This window comes from Methylobacillus sp. MM3 (assembly GCF_001645185.1).
GTDB lineage: Bacteria > Pseudomonadota > Gammaproteobacteria > Burkholderiales > Methylophilaceae > MM2.
Genome location: NZ_LXTQ01000001.1, coordinates 746,155 through 766,023, shown reverse-complemented (window position 1 = coordinate 766,023; position 19,869 = coordinate 746,155). Strand labels below are relative to the sequence as shown.

Annotated in this window: 21 protein-coding genes; 18 read left to right on the top strand and 3 right to left on the bottom strand. The window is 56.2% G+C overall.

Annotated elements, in window-relative coordinates:
• Positions 1 to 9: 9 nt before the first annotated feature.
• Positions 10 to 945, bottom strand: coding sequence for a chemotaxis protein (locus tag A7976_RS03640; protein ID WP_067107390.1), 936 nt, complete (start codon positions 943 to 945; stop codon positions 10 to 12).
• A gap of 23 nt (positions 946 to 968) precedes the next feature.
• Positions 969 to 1,928 (bottom strand): chemotaxis protein, encoded by a 960-nt coding sequence (locus A7976_RS03635; protein ID WP_067106999.1) that lies wholly within the window; start codon positions 1,926 to 1,928, stop codon positions 969 to 971.
• A 467-nt stretch (positions 1,929 to 2,395) separates the two neighbouring features.
• Between A7976_RS03635 and A7976_RS03630 the strand changes: the two genes are divergently transcribed.
• From A7976_RS03630 to A7976_RS03550, 17 genes are all read left to right on the top strand, one after another.
• Complete coding sequence (locus tag A7976_RS03630; RefSeq protein ID WP_067106996.1) at positions 2,396 to 3,562, top strand: PAS domain-containing sensor histidine kinase; 1,167 nt, start codon at positions 2,396 to 2,398, stop codon at positions 3,560 to 3,562.
• A complete protein-coding gene (locus A7976_RS03625) occupies positions 3,559 to 4,884 on the top strand; it encodes a sigma-54 dependent transcriptional regulator (protein ID WP_067106993.1) in 1,326 nt (441 codons plus the stop codon). Before A7976_RS03630 ends, A7976_RS03625 begins: the two co-directional genes overlap by 4 nt.
• Before the next feature lie 116 nt (positions 4,885 to 5,000).
• Positions 5,001 to 5,318 (top strand): flagellar hook-basal body complex protein FliE, encoded by a 318-nt coding sequence (gene fliE, locus A7976_RS03620; protein WP_067106991.1) that lies wholly within the window; start codon positions 5,001 to 5,003, stop codon positions 5,316 to 5,318.
• A 134-nt stretch (positions 5,319 to 5,452) separates the two neighbouring features.
• The gene (gene fliF, locus A7976_RS03615) at positions 5,453 to 7,105 is read left to right on the top strand and encodes a flagellar basal-body MS-ring/collar protein FliF (RefSeq protein WP_067106988.1); all 1,653 of its coding nucleotides are present in this window, start codon (positions 5,453 to 5,455) and stop codon (positions 7,103 to 7,105) included.
• The gene (fliG, locus tag A7976_RS03610; RefSeq protein ID WP_067106985.1) at positions 7,102 to 8,094 is read left to right on the top strand and encodes a flagellar motor switch protein FliG; all 993 of its coding nucleotides are present in this window, start codon (positions 7,102 to 7,104) and stop codon (positions 8,092 to 8,094) included. The genes fliF and fliG overlap by 4 nt, the downstream gene beginning before the upstream one ends.
• A 39-nt stretch (positions 8,095 to 8,133) precedes the next feature.
• Positions 8,134 to 8,784 (top strand): flagellar assembly protein FliH, encoded by a 651-nt coding sequence (locus A7976_RS03605; protein ID WP_131800991.1) that lies wholly within the window; start codon positions 8,134 to 8,136, stop codon positions 8,782 to 8,784.
• Positions 8,771 to 10,186 carry a flagellar protein export ATPase FliI gene (fliI, locus tag A7976_RS03600; protein ID WP_067106979.1) on the top strand — a complete coding sequence of 472 codons (1,416 nt, stop codon included), beginning with the start codon at positions 8,771 to 8,773 and terminating at the stop codon, positions 10,184 to 10,186. Before A7976_RS03605 ends, fliI begins: the two co-directional genes overlap by 14 nt.
• Before the next feature lie 21 nt (positions 10,187 to 10,207).
• Positions 10,208 to 10,660, top strand: a complete 453-nt coding sequence (gene fliJ / locus A7976_RS03595) for a flagellar export protein FliJ (protein WP_067106977.1) — start codon at positions 10,208 to 10,210, stop codon at positions 10,658 to 10,660.
• A gap of 69 nt (positions 10,661 to 10,729) precedes the next feature.
• Complete coding sequence (locus A7976_RS03590) at positions 10,730 to 11,743, top strand: flagellar hook-length control protein FliK (RefSeq protein ID WP_082877959.1); 1,014 nt, start codon at positions 10,730 to 10,732, stop codon at positions 11,741 to 11,743.
• Positions 11,744 to 11,959: 216 nt separating this feature from the next.
• Positions 11,960 to 12,481, top strand: a complete 522-nt coding sequence (fliL, locus tag A7976_RS03585) for a flagellar basal body-associated protein FliL (RefSeq protein ID WP_067106971.1) — start codon at positions 11,960 to 11,962, stop codon at positions 12,479 to 12,481.
• A gap of 33 nt (positions 12,482 to 12,514) precedes the next feature.
• A complete protein-coding gene (gene fliM / locus A7976_RS03580; protein ID WP_067106969.1) occupies positions 12,515 to 13,501 on the top strand; it encodes a flagellar motor switch protein FliM in 987 nt (328 codons plus the stop codon).
• 51 nt (positions 13,502 to 13,552) lie between these two features.
• Positions 13,553 to 13,993, top strand: coding sequence for a flagellar motor switch protein FliN (gene fliN / locus A7976_RS03575; RefSeq protein WP_067106967.1), 441 nt, complete (start codon positions 13,553 to 13,555; stop codon positions 13,991 to 13,993).
• A 77-nt stretch (positions 13,994 to 14,070) separates the two neighbouring features.
• Entirely contained in the window at positions 14,071 to 14,454 is a 384-nt protein-coding gene (gene fliO / locus A7976_RS03570; protein ID WP_165601714.1) for a flagellar biosynthetic protein FliO, read from the top strand.
• Between the two features lie 44 nt (positions 14,455 to 14,498).
• On the top strand, positions 14,499 to 15,194 hold the full coding sequence (fliP, locus tag A7976_RS03565; RefSeq protein ID WP_106403881.1) for a flagellar type III secretion system pore protein FliP: 696 nt from the start codon (positions 14,499 to 14,501) through the stop codon (positions 15,192 to 15,194).
• A 12-nt stretch (positions 15,195 to 15,206) separates the two neighbouring features.
• Complete coding sequence (fliQ, locus tag A7976_RS03560) at positions 15,207 to 15,476, top strand: flagellar biosynthesis protein FliQ (protein WP_067106958.1); 270 nt, start codon at positions 15,207 to 15,209, stop codon at positions 15,474 to 15,476.
• A gap of 14 nt (positions 15,477 to 15,490) precedes the next feature.
• Positions 15,491 to 16,288 (top strand): flagellar biosynthetic protein FliR, encoded by a 798-nt coding sequence (gene fliR, locus A7976_RS03555; RefSeq protein ID WP_067106955.1) that lies wholly within the window; start codon positions 15,491 to 15,493, stop codon positions 16,286 to 16,288.
• Positions 16,289 to 16,290: 2 nt separating this feature from the next.
• Entirely contained in the window at positions 16,291 to 16,965 is a 675-nt protein-coding gene (locus A7976_RS03550) for a hypothetical protein (RefSeq protein ID WP_067106952.1), read from the top strand.
• Here the strand turns inward: A7976_RS03550 and pap are convergent.
• Complete coding sequence (pap, locus tag A7976_RS03545; RefSeq protein WP_067106949.1) at positions 16,962 to 18,440, bottom strand: polyphosphate:AMP phosphotransferase; 1,479 nt, start codon at positions 18,438 to 18,440, stop codon at positions 16,962 to 16,964. The two genes, A7976_RS03550 and pap, sit on opposite strands and share 4 nt — an antisense overlap.
• Positions 18,441 to 18,663: 223 nt before the next feature.
• Between pap and A7976_RS03540 the strand changes: the two genes are divergently transcribed.
• On the top strand, positions 18,664 to 19,860 hold the full coding sequence (locus A7976_RS03540) for an ammonium transporter (RefSeq protein ID WP_067106946.1): 1,197 nt from the start codon (positions 18,664 to 18,666) through the stop codon (positions 19,858 to 19,860).
• The last annotated feature ends 9 nt before the right edge of the window (positions 19,861 to 19,869 follow it).

Sequence of the window (19,869 nt, the reverse complement as noted above, 5' to 3'; positions counted from 1 at the left end):
TTCGATAGGTTATACAAGTAAAGGACGCAGCGTTTCGGACAGGATGACCGGATCGAATTTCGGCACATAGGCATCGACGCCTGCCTGTAATCCCATGGTTCTGTTGGCTTGCGAGGAAAGCGAGGAATGCATCACGATAGGGATGCCGTCGAAGCGGCGATCGTTCTTGATGTTCTTGGTCAGTACGTAGCCATCCATCTCCGGCATTTCCGCATCGGTCAGAATCAGTCGCAACGACTCATGCAACGGCCGATTTTCCTGCTGTGCGCGCGCGGCAAGGCTCTTGAGCTTTTCCCACGCTTCAATGCCATTGCCCGCTTGCTGGTATTTGATGCCCATGCGGTCCAGCACGGAGACGATACTCTTGCGCGCCACCAGGGAGTCATCGGCAAAAAAGATATAGCGTTCGATATTGTCGTTGAATTGCGCAAGCTCAGGAATGTCGGGCTCGCCGAGCGCGGAGGCCAGCAGTTGCTCCACGTCGAGGATGGAAACCAGGCGGCCATCGGGCAATTCGGTAATTGCGGTAATCAGGCCTTCGTTGCCGGCCAGCATGTCCTGAGGCGGTTTTACCTTGTCCCAGTCAACGCGGATGATGCGGTCCACCTCGTGCACCAGGAAGCCTTGCGTATGCCGGCTGAATTCCGTGACGATCAGCGTCTGATTGGTGCAACCCGCCGGGTCGCCGAGATTGATGAAGCTGGAGAGCGAAATGACCGGGATGATGTTTCCGCGCAGCGAAATGAAGCCTTCCACGCCCCGAGGCACGTTCGGCGTCTTGGTGATATTGGGCGTATTGGTGACTTCGCGCACCTTGAAGACGTTGATCCCGAAAATTTCATTGCTGCCCAGCGAGAACAGCAGAATTTCCATTTTGTTGGAACCGGCCAGCTTGGTGCGCGCATCGATCGCGTCCAGCAGGTTGTTATCGGTATCGATAGACATTTCTTGCATCACATCTCCACGATTCAGGTACGGCTGGCCGAGACCGACAGCAGTCGAGACAGGACTTCGGCCAGCTTTTGCGGTTCGAATTTTGGCACGTATTCATCCACGCCGACCGATTTTCCGAGGTGCTGGTTGGCCGAACTGGAAAGCGACGAATGCATCAATACGGGTACGCCGGCAAAGCGGGCGTCACTCTTGATGTTGCGGGTGAGGACATAACCGTCCATTTCCGGCATTTCGACATCGGTCAGAATCAGCTGGATGAAATCCTTGACCGACTGTTGCGTTGCCTCGGCTCGCGCTGCGACTTTTTGCAGTTCCTGCCATGCTTCCTTGCCGTTGGTCGAGAACAGAAATTTGATACCTAGCGCTTCCAGGGTTTTCTGGATCTGCTTGCGTGCCACCACCGAGTCGTCGGTAAAGAACACAGTCTTTTCGCCGAGGTTGAGCGGGGCAAGCGAGGCGATGGTGATGTCGTCCGCATAGCTGGAGGTGTCCGCGAGGATTTTTTCCACGTCCATCATCATGACGATGCGTTTGTCTTTCAGCTCGGTGACCGCCGTGATCAGGCCGCCCATCTGCACGGTCAGCATTTCCGGCGGAACCTTCATGGCCGACCAGTCCACGCGCAGGATCGTGTCCACGCTTTCAACGAGAAAGCCCTGCGTATGCCCGTTGTATTCGGTGACGATCATGATTTCGGGCGGCTTTTCGTTATGGATGCCGACATACTTGATCAGATCGATGACCGGTACCAGGCTGCCGCGCAGGCTGACCATGCCCTCCACGGACGGAGGCATGTCCGGCGCGCGGGTGATTTCGGGAATGCGCATGACCTCCCGCACCTTGAACACATTGATGCCAAAGGTTTCTTCGCGCCCGGAGCGCTGATCCTTGCCAAGCGAGAACAGCAGCATTTCCAGCTTGTTGGATCCGGCGAGCTTGGTACGTGCGTCGATCCGTTTCAATAATTCAGACATGCTCTTATAGCTCCGTCCGGAAATGGACTTATCTATTTATTAATAGTGCGTAATTATGCACTGGAAAAGCATAACAATGAACCGCTCGCCATACGTTCCAAGACGAACTTTGCCAGGCAGGCCGTTCCATGCATCGCTGACCAGTTTGGCAAACATCGAATGATTGCATATTGTGAAAGAGAAATGCCGGGCAAATTCAGGAATTTTGTACAAATTGAGTGGAAAGCGGGATCTCGGCCATCACGTGGTGTGCCCTGAACTTAATTTCTGCCCTGCCCGAGAACATATTTGGAATGCGGGAATCGCTTTTTCCGGAAGGGCTGCAGGTAGGCTGGAATGCCGGTTTTACGCATATTTTTGTTGTCCGCGTATCCAAATTGTTTCTTCGTCACACTATACTTAAGCCCTATGAAAAATGTAGTGGCAATCATTGGCCCGGCGCTGCTTGTTACGCACGGGGTACACTCGTGAATCCCGCTGCCCCATCTTCGCCTGAAGAGTTGCAGGAAGCCTTTACCCTTTTCAATCAAGTGTCCGAGCAGCTGACCGATGCTTATCGCGAGCTTCAGAAGCAGGTCGAGCAGCTGACGCAGGAGCTGGCAGTCACCAACAGCGAACTGCGCCGGCAACTGGAAGAAAAGGAAAGTCTTTCGCAACGCCTGAGCCGCCTGCTGGCGGCCTTGCCCGGTGGTGTGGTGGTGCTTGACGACGAGGGGCGGGTCAACGAAGCGAATCCGGCGGTATCTAGTTTGCTGTCCGGCGGCTTGCTCGGCGAGAAATGGTCCGAGGTGTGCGAGCGTGAGCTTCAGCCTACAAGCACCCATGGGGAATGGCTTGTCGGCGACAGCGGGCGCCGCATTGTCATCTCCGCCAATCGCATAGGCGAGCAAGGTGGGGAAATCCTGCTGCTGCAAGACGTGACCGAGGCCTATCAACTGCAGGATCAATTGCAGCGGCACAAGCGGCTTTCCTCAATGGGGGAAATGGTTGCCGGCCTGGCGCATCAGCTGCGCACGCCGCTTTCGGCAGCGCTCCTTTATACTTCCCATTTGCGTGGCGAGCTTGCGCCGGAAGATCGCGAGCGCTTTGCGGACAAGGCTCTGGCTCGTCTGCATTCCCTGGAGCGCCTCATCCGGGAAATGCTCATCTTCGTGCGGGGCGGAAAAAGCAGCCAGGATCGCATTGCCGTCTCCGCGCTGCTGGCCGATGTGCAGCAGGTCATGGAGCCGCAAATGGCGCAGCACGGGCTGGTTTTCGAAGTATCGAACGATCCGGCGGGTGTGTATGTCATGGGGAGTCGCGAAGCGCTTTCCGGGGCATTGACCAATCTACTCACTAATGCGATGCAGGCTTGCCAGCCTCGGCAGCGAGTGAGTCTCTCGGCCGAGGTTGAGTCGGGCGGTTGGCTGGCATTCCATGTGGCTGACACGGGCAAGGGGATTCCGCAAAAACTGCAGGATCGCTTGTTCGAGCCCTTTTTTACCACGCGTACGGAAGGCACGGGTCTTGGGCTCGCCATCGTTCGCGAAGTGGCGCAGATGCACGGCGGCGAAATTTCATTGCAATCCGAGGAAGGTGCAGGAAGCGAATTCATCCTGCGCCTGCCTGTCAGCAAACAAGAGTCCAGTTTATGAAAAAGCCATTGCCCATCCTGGTGGTGGAAGACGACCCCGATTTGCGCGAGGCGCTTAGTGACACGCTGACACTTTCCCGCTACCGGGTTCATGCGGCAGTGGATGGCGCGCATGCGATCGAATTGTTGAAGGAGCATGCGGTCGGCCTGGTCATTACCGATGTGCAGATGCCGAACATGAACGGCATCACGCTGTTGCACGAGATCAAGTCGCGCTGGCCGCATTTGCCCGTGCTGTTAATGACGGCTTACGGTGTCATTTCGCAGGCGGTTGAGGCCATGCGCGAAGGCGCCAGCAATTACATGGTGAAGCCTTTCGATGTGGCTGATTTGCTGGCTCAGGTGGCGCGATATATGCTGCCGGTCAGTTTCGGGGAGGATGGCGATGCCGTGATGGACGATCCCCGGACCAGTGAGCTTTTCTCGCTTGCCTTGCGTGTAGCAGGGACGCCCGCCACCGTCATGATTTCAGGTGAGAGCGGAACCGGCAAAGAGGTGCTTGCACGTTTTATTCACCGGCATTCGCCACGTGCAACGCAGCCCTTTGTGGCGATCAATTGCGCGGCCATCCCGGATAATCTGCTTGAAGCAACAATGTTCGGCTACGAAAAGGGTGCGTTTACCGGAGCAACACAGGCTCAGGCAGGAAAATTCGAGCAGGCACAGGGTGGCACTTTGCTGCTGGACGAAATCTCCGAAATGCCGCTGGCGTTGCAGGCCAAGCTGCTGCGCGTGTTGCAGGAACGCGAAGTAGAGCGCGTTGGAGGGCACAAGGCAATCTCGCTTGATGTTCGCATTGTTGCCACTACCAATCGCGATATGCAGACTGAAGTAGCCAAGGGTAACTTCAGGGAAGATTTGTATTACCGCCTGAATGTATTTCCGCTGAAAATATTGCCGCTGCGCGAGCGCAAGCAGGACATCCTGCCGCTGGCCCGGCGATTCCTGAACGATATGGCAAGCGCCATGGGACGCGGCGGCTTGCGCCTTGATGCTTCCTCCGAGCAGGCCATGCTGAATTACGGATGGCCGGGGAATGTGCGCGAAATGGAAAACGTTATCCAGCGTGCCGTGATTCTTGCGCCTGCCGAAGTGGTAAAGCCCGAGCATTTGCACTTGCCCTCCTCGCAGGGTGCATTGGTACACACAGATGAGAACCATGATGAGGAAGAGGGCGCGCAGGATCTCAAGTCGCTGGAGAAAGCGCACATCATGACAACGCTGGCCTCGGTCAATGGGTCGCGCAAGCTGGCCGCCCAAAAACTGGGGATGAGCGAGCGTACGTTGCGGCATAAATTGCAGCAGTATCGCGAGGCTGATTGAACGGGCATGCGAATTGCTTTGTCTATGTATATGAATAATATGCAGCCTGGCTCCACAGGGAATATAATCATTTTTCAGGTAGGCTCCCGCCCGGCAATGCAGGCACAAGGATAGCAATGGATACCAAAGGCATCGATCAATTACTCAGTCAGCTGAGCGCCACCTCTGCGCTTGCGGCTGGCAAAAGTGCGCCGGCAGCGGAGGGCGGAGCGGCAGATTTTGCCGGTATGCTCAAGGACGCGGTCGAAGGCGTGAATGCCGTCCAGCAGGATGCCGACAAGCTGGCCCAGGCATTTCAGCTCGGGCAGCCGGATGCCAACATCCAGGATGTGATGGTATCGTTGCAAAAAGCCAATCTCTCGTTCCAGACCATGGTGCAGGTACGCAACAAGCTGGTGACCGCGTATCAGGACATCATGAACATGCAGGTTTAAGCCCGCTTTTTCCGCGTTTTTCCTCCTTATTATCTGCGCTGCAATTCGCGGCGCATTTCCACCCTATTTCCATTACAATAGCGCCCAACGCAATTCAAAATACTCAACGGTATTTGAGCTATCGATAGAGAAATATGGCCGAAGCTTCTGGGCAATCATTCAGCGCGTTGATGCGGGGGTTTAACCAACTCCCGCCGCAGCGAAAATTCGGCCTGATGGTGGCGGTGGCGGCAGTGATCGCCATTATTATCGGTGCCCTCATGTGGGCGCAGGCTCCGGACTACCGCGTGCTTTACGGCAACCTGGGCGACCGGGACGGCGGCGCCGTAATCGAATCCCTCCAGAAACAGAATATCCCGTACAAGATGGGCGAAGGCGGCACCATACTTGTGCCATCCGCGATGGTGTACGAGGCAAGGCTGAAGCTTGCTTCCGAAGGCTTGCCCAAAGGCGGTGCCGTCGGCTTTGAATTGATGGACAACCAGAAATTCGGGCTCACCCAGTTTCAGGAAAACATCAATTATCAGCGCGCGCTGGAAGGCGAAATCACACGCACCATCGAAACGATCTCGGCTGTGCAGGGCGCGCGCGTTCATCTTGCCATCCCCAAACCCACCGTCTTTGTACGCGAGCAGCAGAAGCCCTCTGCCTCCGTGCTGGTCAGTCTCTACTCCGGGCGTGTGCTGGACAAGGCTCAAGTAGAGGGTATCGTTCATCTGGTTTCCAGCAGTGTGCCGGAAATGCCGCCGGGCAATGTGACCGTCATCGACCAGAACGGCAATATGCTGACGCAAAATGGTGACAAGGGTACTGTCCTCGGCTTGGATTCAAGCCAGCTGGAATACCTTCATCAGGTTGAACAAAGTTATACGCGCCGCATCGAAAGCATTATTAGCCCGATCACTGGGGTCAGCAATATTCGGGCGCAGGTGACCGCCGACCTGGATTTTTCATTTACCGAGCAGACGGCCGAAACCTATAAACCCAATCCCACGCCGGAACAGTCCAGTATCCGTAGCCAGCAAACTTCGGAAACGGCCGGCGACGGGCAAACGGCGGGCGGCGTCCCGGGTGCTTTGTCGAATCAGCCGCCGGGAGCCGCGACAGCGCCTATCAATGCTGCAGGGGGAAGGACACCTGCAACGGCGGCAAACAATACCGCTGTGGTAGGCCCCATTCACAAGGAGTCCACGACCAATTACGAACTGGACAAGACGATCAGCCACACGAAGCTGCCGGTAGGTAGCATCAAGCGGCTGTCTGTCGCGGTCGTGGTCAATAACAAGGCAATCAGGGACAAGAAGGGCAAGGTCACTTATCAGGCCTTGTCCAAGGAAGAGCTTGCGCAGGTCTATAACCTGGCGAAAGAGGCCATGGGTTTCAACCAGGCGCGTGGCGATACCTTGAATGTGGTGAATGCGCCATTCAACCTTGCCGAAGGCGAGGAACTGGCGTCCTTGCCGATCTGGAAAGACCCTGCGATGCAGGCGCTGGCCAAGGAGATCGTGAAATATCTCGTCATTGCCGGCCTGCTGATGTATCTGGTGCTGGGAGTGCTCAAGCCCATGCTGACGGAATTGTCGGCGATCGGCAGCGCCAGGGCGGCAGGTGCCGAGGGGCCCGCCATGCAGGAGCCTTTTGCGACGGCGGAGGGAGAGGGTGCGGTCGTAACTATCGGCAAGAGAACGCATTCGTATGAGGAAGACCTTCAACTCGTGAAGGATATGGCCAAGCAGGAACCCAAGATCGTTGCTAATGTCGTCAAGGACTGGGTGAACAAGGAATGAGTGAGGACGGGGTTCTTAAAAGCGCCATCCTCCTGATGAGCATTGGCGAGGAGGAGGCTGCCGAGGTGCTGAAGTACCTGGGTCCGAAGGAGGTCCAGAAAATCGGCATGGCGATGGCGGGCCTGGACAATATCACCCGTGAACAAATCCAGGTATCGTTGCGCGATTTTCGTGCAGAGGCGGAAGAACGGACGACGCTGGGCGTGGGGTCGGATAACTATATCCGCAGTATTTTGACCAAAGCCCTGGGCGACAAGGCGACCAATCTGATCGACCGCATTCTGCAAGGCGGCGATACCAGCGGTATCGAAAGCCTGAAATGGATGGATTCCGCCTCCGTTGCGGAAATGATCAAGAACGAGCACCCACAGATCATTGCGACAATACTGGTGCATCTCGATTACGATCAGGCGAGCGAAATCCTCCAGCTGTTCACCGAGCGTTTGCGCAACGATGTCATGCTGCGAATCGCGACGCTCGACGGCGTGCAGCCGCACGCGCTACGAGAGTTGAACGACGTGTTGACCAAGCTGTTGTCCGGCTCGGACCATATCAAGAAATCCAAGGTGGGCGGCGTCAAGGCGGCGGCGGAAATCCTCAACTTCATGGGAGGAACCGTGGAGAGCACCGTTATCGGCAACATCAAGGAGTTCGACGAGGAGCTGGCCCAGAGGATTCAGGACGAAATGTTTGTGTTCGAGGATATCGGCAAGATCGACGACCGCGGTATCCAGTTGCTGTTGCGCGAGATTCAGTCCGAGTCCCTGATCGTTGCTCTCAAGGGCGCCACGCCGGAAATGCGCGAGAAAATCTTCAAGAACATGTCGCAGCGCGCGGCCGAAATGTTGCGGGATGATCTCGAAGCCAAGGGGCCGGTTCGTCTCAGCGAAGTGGAGGGCGAGCAGAAGGAGATTCTCAAGATCGTGCGGCGTCTGGCAGACGAAGGCCAGATCGTTCTCGGCGGCAAGGGCGAGGAAAGTTTTGTTTAACCCGGCATCCGGCCGGCAGTTCGCGAACCGGGGTTAATCGTGGCGAAAGATACTATGCAGCACGACAGCGGCACAAACTACCAGCGCTGGGAACCGGCAGCGCTGGACGAGGTGGATGTCGAGGTTCAGCGAGTCAAGCTTCCCACGGCTGAGGCGTTGGAGGATATCCATCGCCAGGCGCATCAGGAAGGCTATGACCTTGGCTACAGCGAAGGCCAGGAAGCCGGTTACAAGCAGGGGGTCGCGAAAGCCGAGGAGGAGTTCCTGCAGATGAAGGAATTGCTTGCTTCGGTGGAAGATGCCATCAAGCAGTTCGGAAAATCCACGAGCGAAGAGCTGCTGAATCTTTCCCTGGAAATTTCCAAGCAGATTTTGCGGCAGTCGCTCAAGGTGCGCCCGGAGCTGCTGTTGCCCATCGTACGCAATGTCATGGAAAGCATCCCGCAACATTCCCAGCACCCGCATCTGCATCTTCACCCCGAGGATGCAGCGCTGGTAAAGACTTACATGCAAAATGAAATTGCGCTGGGCGGTTGGAAAGTCGTCGAGGATCAGCGCATCGCCCGCGGCGGCTGCCGCATCGAAACTACTGCCACCGAGATCGATGCAACGCTGGCGAATAGGTGGGAGCGCCTGGCGGCTGCACTCGGAAAAGACATGAGTTGGCTCGACGAAGATGGCCCGCGCTAACAAGCTGATCGACAACTGGAACCACTACCTCAGCGACTGCAGCGAAGCGATTACGCATACTTCTCCCTGGAAGGCGACCGGAAAACTGACGCGTGTGGCCGGACTGGTCCTGGAGGCGGTCGGCGTCAAGGCTCCTGTTGGCAGCGTTTGCATCATCTCTCTCCCTAACGGTCAGACCGTCGACGCGGAAGTTGTCGGTTTTTCCGGCGATAAATTGCTCCTGATGCCGGAGGCGGACGTATACGGTGTCGTGCCCGGAGCGAGCGTTTCACTGGTCGAGGCCGAGCCGGCTCCTCATCCTCAGCACGGCCACCGGCCGCAGGTCTTGCGTCGCCGGTCGGAAGACCGCGTAAAGCAGATATCCGTTGGGCCGCAAATGCTGGGCCGCGTGCTGGATGGCAACGGCCGTCCGCTGGATCAGCTGGGGCCGTTGCAACTGGCCGATCGCGCCCCGCTGCAAAGCCGTCCGGCCAATCCCTTGTTGCGTGAACCGATCCGCGAAACGCTGGATGTCGGCGTGCGTGCGATCAATGCCTTGTTGCCGGTTGGGCGGGGACAGCGGATGGGGTTGTTCGCCGGCAGCGGTGTCGGTAAAAGCATGCTGCTGGGCATGATGGCCCGATACACCGATGCCGATATCACCGTGGTCGGCCTCATCGGCGAGCGCGGCCGCGAGGTCAAGGAGTTCATCGAGCAGATTCTCGGCGAAGAGGGTATGGCGCGTTCCGTCGTGGTGGCTGCGCCTGCCGATACGCCGCCCCTGATGCGATTGCATGGCGCGGCTTATGCAACGGCTGTTGCCGAGTATTTCCGCGATCAGGGTAAGAATGTGCTGCTGATCATGGATTCGCTGACCCGTTATGCGATGGCCCAGCGTGAAATCGCGCTGGCTGTCGGCGAGCCGCCCGCTACTCGCGGCTATCCGCCCTCCGTGTTTGCCAAACTGCCGCAATTGGTCGAGCGTGCCGGCAACGGTGTTCGCGGCGGAGGCTCGATTACCGCCTTTTATACGGTGCTGGCGGAGGGCGACGACCAGATGGACCCTATCGCCGATAGCGCCCGCGCCATTCTCGACGGCCACATTGTGCTATCGCGTAATCTGGCCGATCAGGGCCACTACCCGGCAATTGACATCGAGGCCTCCATCAGTCGCGCGATGAACTCGTTGATTACCAATACGGAGTTCGACCTGGTGCGGCGCTTCAAATCGTTGTATTCCCGCTATCAGCGCAGCCGCGACCTGATCAATGTCGGCGCTTATGTGCGCGGCACCGATCCGCAATTAGACGAAGCGATCATGCTGTATCCGCATCTGGAAGCCTTTTTGCGCCAGCCGGTCGAAGAGCGGGTTGGCGTTGCGGATAGCCGCCATGAGCTGGCAACATTACTGGGGATGCCTTGACGCGTTAAAGAGGAATAATCCATGGCCAAGCCTTTTCATTTGCAGCCATTGATCAATCTGGCGGAGGATCGCAGTCAGGCGGCTGCGCAGGCGCTAGCTCGACTCAAGCAGGCGTGGCAGGATTCCGAAAACAAACTGCACCAATTGCAGGGATTCCTCGACGAATACAACCAGCGTTTGCATCAGCAGGCACAAACCGGATTTTCCATTTCGCAACTCCGGGATTTCCAGGCTTTCATACTGAAGCTGGAGTTGGCGATACGCGCCCAGGCCGAAGAGGTCGAGCGCTGCCGCATGCGCTGGCACAAGGGGCAAGAAGAATGGCAGGCGCGCGAGCGCGAAGTCAAGGCATATCAGACGTTGCGCCAACGCCATGACGAGGCGGAACGAAAGTCCGAAGAGCGGCTGGATCAGCGGTTGCAGGATGAGTTTGCCCGTAATCTGCATCGCCGCAACAGCGATACTCCAGAATAATCTGCTTCGATTTTTCAGTTGGAACGGTAGTTGCTTATTCCCTGTGTAAATTCCATACACAGGTGCATAATGGCCGCAGTAATCCTTCCGACACAGCTTTCCGCACAGATGTTGTCTCCAGGCGAAACTTCCGCTGTCGACGCTACATTGACCGGCCTTCCCGGTCAGGCAGATACGCCAATATTCTTTGCCGCAATGCTTGCGCAACAACTGGGTATTTCCGCTGAGGGGCAGTTGGGGAAGTCCGGGGAAGTCATTGATGTGGAAGGTCTTTTAGATATTGATTCGACTCGGGAGATAAGCGCGGACGCGGGGTTTTCGGATACCCTCGTGCAATTGCCGCAGGGTGTGATGGGGATGCCTGTTGTTCCTGCCGTCCCGGTTGCTGCCGAGCCTTCCGCGGAAGAACTCCCGACCTTATCGGCTTCCGGGCAAGTAATCGGTGCCGTTCGAGGCCAGGCACTGGCGGCGAATATTACTGAAGAAGTCATGGCGGGGCGGCAATCGGTTGCCGGGAATTCGGCATCTTTTGCCGATATGGAACCGCAATCGGTATTTTCCGCTTCTTCGGAGGCGCTGGCTGAGCAGTCAGTGCGGCCGGCGATGCATGCGAAGCCAGCCGCTGCATCCCCCACATCCCCTGTCTCCGGTGCGATTCCACAACCGGTAGCGAGCGCGGCCTGGAGCGATGCGCTCGGCGATCGTGTGATGTGGATGGTGGGCCAGCAGCATCAAGGAGCGGAACTCCGGCTTAATCCTCCTTCATTGGGGCCCCTGGAAATTAAACTCAGCATGAGCGACGGCCAGGCGACACTGACATTCAATACCCAGCACATGCCCGTCAAGGAGGCCCTCGAAGCGGCGATGCCGCGATTGCGCGAAATGTTTGGCGAAAGCGGTATCAATCTTGGAAACGTTTCGGTCAATGTCGGCTTGGCTTCACAGCAGCAACAGCAAGGAGAACAGCAGGCCAGCCATTCATCCCGAAGATGGGAGCAAGAGTCTGACAACGATTTTACTTCGATGTTGCCGGCAGCCGTTACCTCCCTTGAACGTAATGGCATGGTCGATTTTTTCGCCTGAGCATCGATGGCTTTGTGCGGATGATTGCCGCATCTTTCTGGCGCCCTGGGGGCGCCTTTTGTTTTTATGTTGCGCATGTCGTCCGAATGGTCTGACAAACCGCATAAATAATATGGCAAAACCACTTGTTTTTTATGGAAGTTAAGGTTATAAACCGCTTGAGTGATAGAGGATGGGTTTAGTCCGTCTATTTAGCGTAAATCAGATGGAGCGGTAATGGCCAAGGAAGAAGTGGCGGCGGAGGTTGTTCCTCCGCGTAAAAGCAAAAAACTGTTGATTATCATCATCGCAGTGCTGGCATTGGCGATAGCGGGCGGAGCCGCAGCTTTCCTGCTACTCGGGGGTAAAGGCAAGAAGGGGAAAGACAAGGAGGAGGCCGTGCATGCGGAAGTAGAGCATGCCAAGACCGTTCTGGTACCTTTTGAGGAAAAGTTTACGGTCAATATTCAAGCTGAGGATGGTTCCGCCCATTACCTGCAGGTTCCAAAGCTTGAGCTGGAGGTAGCCAATGAGGAAACGGCCAAGCTCGTTGAAGAGAAAAAGTCCAAATTGAGCGACCGTATCAGCAGCTTGCTGCGCACCAAGACCATGGCGGAGATGCTGGCGCCAGGAAGCGATGTGAAGCTTAAGGACGATCTGAAGAAAGTCGTAAACGAAACATTGGAAATTCGTCCTGGCGAGGTTGCCAAACGGGGTGTGAAGGAAGTGATCTTGCCGGCTTCCTTCATCGTGCAGTAATGCGGGTTGAATTCGAGCAAACAAAATTGAGATATGTCTGACGATATCCTGTCACAGGAAGAGGTCGATGCCCTGCTGAAAGGGGTAAGCGGCGAATCCGATGCGGCCGAAGATGTGCACGCAGGAGAAGCTGTCGGCGTTCAAAGCTACAATCTCGCAAGCCAGGATCGCATCGTGCGGGGCCGCATGCCCACGATGGAAGTCATTAACGAACGGTTTGCTCGTAATCTGCGTATCGGTTTATTCAACTTCACCCGCCGCACGGCCGAAATTTCGGTCGGCCCGGTAAAGTTATTGAAGTATGCAGAGTTTGTCCGCAATCTGGTGGTTCCCACCAATCTCAACCTGATGCATGTCAAACCCTTGCGCGGCACGGCGCTGATGATTTTCGACCCGAATCTGGTGTTCATGGTCATCGATAATCTCTTTGGCGGCGATGGCCGGTATCACACGCGTGTCGAAGGGCGGGATTTCACCCAGACGGAGCAGCGTATCATCCGCAATCTCCTGGGCGTGGCGACTGACGAGCTGGAAAAAGCCTGGGCGCCCGTCCATCCGATCAAGTTCGATTACATCCGTTCGGAAATGAATACGCAGTTCGCGAACATCGCCACGCCGAGCGAAGTGGTTGTGGTAACCACATTCAATATCGAGATCGGGCCGGTCGGCGGCGATTTTCACGTATGCATGCCCTATGCTATGATTGAACCGATCCGCGACCAGTTGTATGAAGACATGCATGGCGATCGCATGGAGGTTGACGAACGCTGGGTCAATTTCCTGAGCAGCCAGGTGCAGTCGACCGAAGTAAAGCTGGTTGCCAACCTGACGGAAGCTGAATTGACGGTGCGCGAATTGCTGGAAATGAAGATCGGCGATGTGATATCGCTGGATATTCCAGACTCGATTACCGCGCATGTCGAGGGGGTTCCGGTTCTGGAGTGCGGATATGGAGTGCACAACGGCCAGTATGCGCTCAAGGTCAAAAAGTTTCTCGCGGCTGAAAGTCTGGCAGGGTAGCCGATTGTTTCAGCGCATCTCGCGCACGCAATTTTTCTTGGGGTAGGTTAGATGGCAGAAGAAGACGCCAGCGCCAACGAGCAGTTTACCGCCGACGATTGGGCGGCAGCGATGGCCGAGCAAGCTGAAGCGGAAGCGTCCGAGCAGCCTGCCAGCAGCCCTGCCGATGACGTCAAGCCGGCCGTGTTCGGCAACCTCAATCCCGATATTTCAGGCCTTTCCCCGGAAGCGACCAAGAATCTCGAGCTGGTGATGGATATTCCTATCCAGCTTACCGTTGAGCTTGGCCGCACCAAAATGCCAATCCGCAATCTTTTGCAACTCGCGCAAGGCTCGGTCGTCGAGTTGAATGAACTTGCCGGCGAACCTCTCGACGTATTCGTGAATGGGTGCCTGGTCGCCCAGGGCGAAGTCGTGGTGGTGAACGAAAAGTTCGGCATTCGCTTGACCGACATTATTACTCCCTCAGAACGAATCAAAAAACTCCGATGAGTCTGGCTTTATCCACGCGGTTCTCGTGCGATAGGGCACAGCTTGCCTGTCTGTTTCTGCTTTTAGCTTCACCTCTTATGTCGGCTGCTGCGGAACCCGCATCTCCGCCGGTCGCTACGACTTCTTTTCTCAGTCTGCTGCAGGTGTTGTTCGGGCTGGGCATGGTACTGGCCGCCATTGCAGGAACTGCCTGGCTGCTGCGAAAGCTGGCGCCGGGGCAAGTGGCGGCGTCAGGCGCGTTGCGCGTGGTTGGCGGTGTGGCAGTCGGCCCCAAGGAGCGTGTCGTGCTGGTGGATGTGGGTGATACCCGTCTGGTGCTAGGGGTTGCTCCGGGACATATTTCCACGCTTCATCAAATGCCTCGACCGGAGGGCGAAGCCGTGGCTTCCTCGCCGGAAATGTCGGCGGAATCGTTTTATTTGCGCCTGAAAGAAATGCTCAACCAGCGAGGGCGGGCGTGAGGTCGCGAAGTTTCTGGTTGGCATTGCTTTTGCTGCTGGTGCCGATGGTCGCTGTTGCGGAGACCGGCATCCCGGCGTTTACCAGTACACCCGCTCCGGGTGGCGGGCAAAGCTATTCGCTCAGCCTGCAAACGCTGATCCTGCTGACGTCGCTGACTTTCCTGCCGGCGGTATTGCTGATGATGACGGCTTTTACCCGCATCATTATCGTGCTTTCGCTGCTGCGGCAAGCGCTCGGTACCTTGCAATCCCCGCCCAACCAGGTCTTGATTGGCCTTGCACTTTTTTTGACGTTCTTCGTCATGGCGCCGGTGTTCGACAAGATCAATAACGAGGCATTGCAGCCTTATCTTGCCGATCAGATGAACGTGATGCAGGCGCTGGAAAAAGGCTCCGGGCCGTTGAAAGAGTTCATGCTGCAACAGACGCGGCAGGAAGATCTTGCCTTGTTCGTGAAGCTATCCAAAACACCGCCGCTGCAAGGGCCGGAGGCTGTGCCGCTCAAGGTGCTGGTGCCTGCATACGTGATCAGCGAACTCAAGACCGCCTTTCAGATCGGTTTCGTGATATTCATTCCTTTCCTGATCATCGACATGGTCGTTGCAAGCGTGCTGATGTCCATGGGTATGATGATGCTGTCACCGGTGACGATATCCTTCCCGTTCAAGCTGATGCTCTTCGTACTGGTGGATGGATGGAGTCTGCTGATAGGTTCGCTGGTGCAAAGCTTTTATGTGTAGTGCGAGGCGCGGATGACTCCTGAAACCGTTCTAACGCTAACGCAGCAAGCCCTGGAAATGACCGTGCTGGTATCGGCGCCATTGCTCGGTGCGGCATTGGCGACGGGCTTGCTGGTGAGTCTGTTTCAGGCGGCTACACAAATCAACGAAATGACCTTGTCCTTCATTCCCAAGCTGCTGGTGCTGGTGCTCGTGCTGATCCTGGCCGGACCCTGGATGTTGAACATGATGCTCGATTACATGCGCCGGCTATTTATCAGTATTCCGGGCATGATCGGATAGAAGCGGGAGGGGAAGTGATTAGCTTCACCTCTGCGCAAGTGGACGTCTGGATTGCGGCGTTCTTCTGGCCTTTCTTTCGCATTCTTGCCCTGGTTGCCACAGCCCCGTTTTTTGGCGCGCGCGGCATCCCGGCCGCCACCAAAATCGGATTTGCCTTTCTGTTGACCGTTCTTGTCGCTCCGCTGGTTGGCCCCTTGCCTCAGGTACCGCCCGCATCCGGCCAAGGGCTGTTCATTGTGGCGCAGCAATTGATGATCGGCTTTGCCATGGGGCTGGCGATTCGCGTCATTTTCTCGGCAATTGAAATGGCCGGCCACATCATGGGCCTGCAGATGGGCTTGGGGTTTGCGACCTTTTTCGATCCGCAAAATTCGGCGCAAGTCCCCGTCATGGGGCAATTCCTGGGTATCGTCGCCATGCTGCTGTTTCTTGCCATCAATGGCCATTTGCTGGTTATTACGGCACTGGTCGAAAGCTTTCAGGTATTGCCGATAGGCTTGCATCCCCTCGCTAACGAGGGCTGGCGGACATTGGCGTTGTGGGGTGGAGAAATCTTCCGCGGGGGTGTGATGATCGCCCTGCCGGTTATCGCGGTATTGATGATGGTGAACGTGGCGTTGGCAATCCTGACGCGCGCGGCGCCGCAACTGAATATTTTTGCCGTGGGTTTTCCGCTGACGCTGGCGGTGGGCTTCGTGGTAATCTCGCTTTCGGTAAGTTATTTGCTGCCTATATTCAGTTCGATGATAGAGACGGCAATCATGACAATGATGAAAATCGCATCCGATGCGAGTTATCCGGCGGCATTCTGAACATGACAAAAAATAACCGGGAGCAGGACGCTTTCAACGCTTATTTGCGTTTTCTGGAAAGCAAGGGCGCAAGCGCCGAGAATCTGGCGCAGCGTAGAACATTGCTAATGAAGCTATTGCCGTTGCTCGAACATCAGCCAATGGACGGCAATGCTTTTCGCGATCAGATCGAGTGTGTACTGGATTTGCTGGACAGAACGGCCTGGCCGGCGTTTCTCACGGTGGCGCGCGAATACTATTATTTCTGGGCCAGCGATATCAAGGCGATTGCGGCCATGCATTCCGGAGGCGGGTACGATATCGCAAACCTGCACGACCACGTCCCATTGGAAGATTTGCGAACGCTCTGGAAAAGCATAGATCAGGAAAAATTCGAGCTGGCCGAAACATGGCCATTGAAAGCATATGCTTCCGCTTTGCGCGACGAGGGAGCCGAGAAATCCGTGGTGGAAACGCGCAGCAAGCTGGTAAAACTCCTGCTTGTGCGTTTGCGCGGAGCATCGGCAAAAGAGGCGGGCCTCTACCGTAAAGCCGTCGATTCCACGCTTCCCTTGTTTGCCATGAAGGAAATGCGCCTGTTGTTCCAGATCGTCGTGCAGGAATTCTACTATTTCTGGATAGGCGATCCTGAGGCTGCCAGCCATCTCGTGCTGGATGCGCAGCAGGAAGAAACCTAAATCGCCTTTTCGATTCGTGCGCACAAGGTTTTCAATACCTTGATGCGCGCGTAGTTCTTGTCGTTGGCCTCGACCAGCGTCCAGGGCACGTGGTCCGTGCTGGTCCGGTCTATCATGTCGCACACTGCCGTTTCGTATGCCTCCCACTTGTCGCGATTGCGCCAGTCTTCCTCGGTAATCTTGAATCGTTTGTAAGGCGTGTTCTGGCGCTCATCGAAGCGCCGCAATTGCTCGTCCTTGCTGATTTGCAGCCAGAATTTCACGACAACGAAATTATGAAGGCTGAGCTGCTCCTCGAAGTCATTGATTTCGCCATAGGCGCGCATCCAGTCATATTCGCTGCAAAAGCCTTCGATACGCTCGACCAAAACACGCCCATACCAGGAGCGGTCGAATATCGTCAGGCTCCCGTGTCGGGGGATGCGGCGCCAGAAACGCCACAGATAAGGCTGGGCACGTTCTTCCTCGGTGGGCGCGGCGATGGGAATGACATGAAACAGACGAGCGTCCACCGCCTGCGTGACGTGGCGTATGCATCCACCCTTGCCCGCCGCGTCAGGGCCTTCGAAAACGCATATGACCGACAGCTTGCCGAATTTCGGGTCGCGCGAGAGCTCGTTCAGCTTGCCCTGGTAGCGTTCCAGTTTTTCGCCGTACTTCTTGTCTTCAAGCTTATGCGATAAATCGAGATTCGAGAGGACGTTGGTATTATCGGCGGATGCCATCAAGGGCGGAGTATTCAACTCATGTGGCGATGCCTGAGCGCTATCGAGACGGTCGCGGATTGCCTGCAGGATGTGCTTGCCGACGGTCAGGTTACGGTAGTTCGCATCGAAACCTTCGACGATGATCCAGGGCGCGCCGGCAGTGCTGGTTTCCCGCAGCATTTGCTCGGACACCGATTTGAATTTGTCATATAGCTTGTAGTGTTTTTTGTCCCGATCGGAGATTCGCCAGCGTGTCATCGAATCGCTTTTCAGCTTGTCTATCCGCGCTTTCTGCTTATCCCTGGATAGATGAAACCAGAACTTGAGCACAAGTGTGCCTTCGTCGATCAGCATTTTTTCGAACCGGACAATTTCATCCATGGCCTCGACCAGTGCTTCGTTCTTGCTCTCGCCATATACGCGCCTGGCGATGGGGTCGCTATACCATGATCCGAAATAAATGCCGATTTTTCCCTTGGGCGGCAGGGTGCGCCAGTAGCGCCACATGCGCGGCCGCTCCGCCTCTTCGTCGGACGCCGGCCCGAACGCATAGGTATCGATATGCCGCGGGTCCATCCACTCGTTGATCTTGTTGACGGTCTCGCCCTTGCCGGCGCCATCTACACCTCCTATCAGGATAACGACTGGAAATTTTCGCGATTCAAGCAAGTCGAGTTGCGCTTCAAGAAGTGCTTCGCGCAAGGTGGGGACTTCCTGCCGGTAAGTTTCCTTGTCGATCTGATGCCCAAGCTCGGCGGATTCAAACATTGCGTTTACTCGTCTGTGAGATGCCAAAGAGGATGGAACATTCGATCCGGAATGTAAAGAATGCGCCAAAAGGCACCAAAATAATGCAATGCACACTGCATGGCACAAAATTGGTGCGTAATACCGTTTTTGATTTACAGAATTGTTTTCCTAAACAATAACTTGAGGATTTGGCTCGAAATTTGCTATTTTTAGCCGTCTTGAATTTATCAATGGAGGGGTTATGGAGACATTGCAATCGGCAAATGACGTTTTGTTCGTATTGTTAGGCGCCATTATGGTGCTTGCGATGCACGCGGGGTTCGCATTCCTGGAAGTAGGAACGGTACGACGCAAGAATCAGGTCAACGCGTTGGTCAAGATCATGGTGGATTTTTCGGTTTCCACCATCGCCTATTTCTTCATTGGCTACGGCATCGCCTATGGCGTCGGCTTTCTGCAGGGCGCGGAAGTATTGGCGGCCAAGAACGGCTATGAGCTGGTCAAGTTCTTCTTCCTGCTGACTTTCGCTGCAGCAATTCCCGCCATTATTTCCGGTGGCATTGCCGAGCGTGCGAAATTCAACCCGCAAATCGCCGCTACTTTTGCGCTGGTGGGTGTGGTATATCCGTTTTTCGAAGGCATTGCCTGGAACGGCCATTTCGGTATCCAGGACTGGCTGAATGCCAGCTTCGGGGCAAAATTCCATGACTTCGCCGGCTCCGTGGTCGTCCATGCGATGGGCGGCTGGATAGCCTTCGGAGCCGTTATTCTGCTGGGCGCGCGTAATGGCCGTTACGGCAAGGATGGGCGCCTGCACGCCTTCCCGCCCTCCAACATTCCTTTCCTGGCGCTGGGGGCGTGGATACTCACGGTTGGCTGGTTCGGCTTCAACGTCATGTCTGCGCAAACCCTGCAGGCCGTCACCGGCCTGGTCGCGATGAATTCGCTGATGGCGCTGGCAGGCGGTACGCTGGCGGCGCTGCTTTGCGGCAAGAACGACCCCGGCTTCGTTCATAACGGTCCATTGGCCGGCCTGGTTGCAGTTTGCGCCGGCTCCGATGTCATGCACCCGCTGGGCGCGCTGGCTACCGGAGCGGTTGCCGGTGGATTGTTCGTCTGGGCATTCACGCTCACGCAAAATCGCTGGAAAATCGACGACGTTCTCGGCGTCTGGCCGCTGCATGGCTTGTGCGGCGCCTGGGGCGGCATCGCCGCCGGCATTTTCGGTGCCAAGGCACTGGGAGGCATGGGTGGCGTCAGTTTTATGTCCCAGGTGCTGGGCACATTGGGCGGTGTGGGCATTGCCCTGATAGCGGGTTTTACCGTTTATGGGTTGTTGAAAGCTATTTTTGGAATCCGCCTCGATGCAGAAGATGAATTCAACGGCGCTGACTTGTCCATTCACAAGATTACGGCAACGCCGGAGTCGGAAGAGTAGACCGTAAAA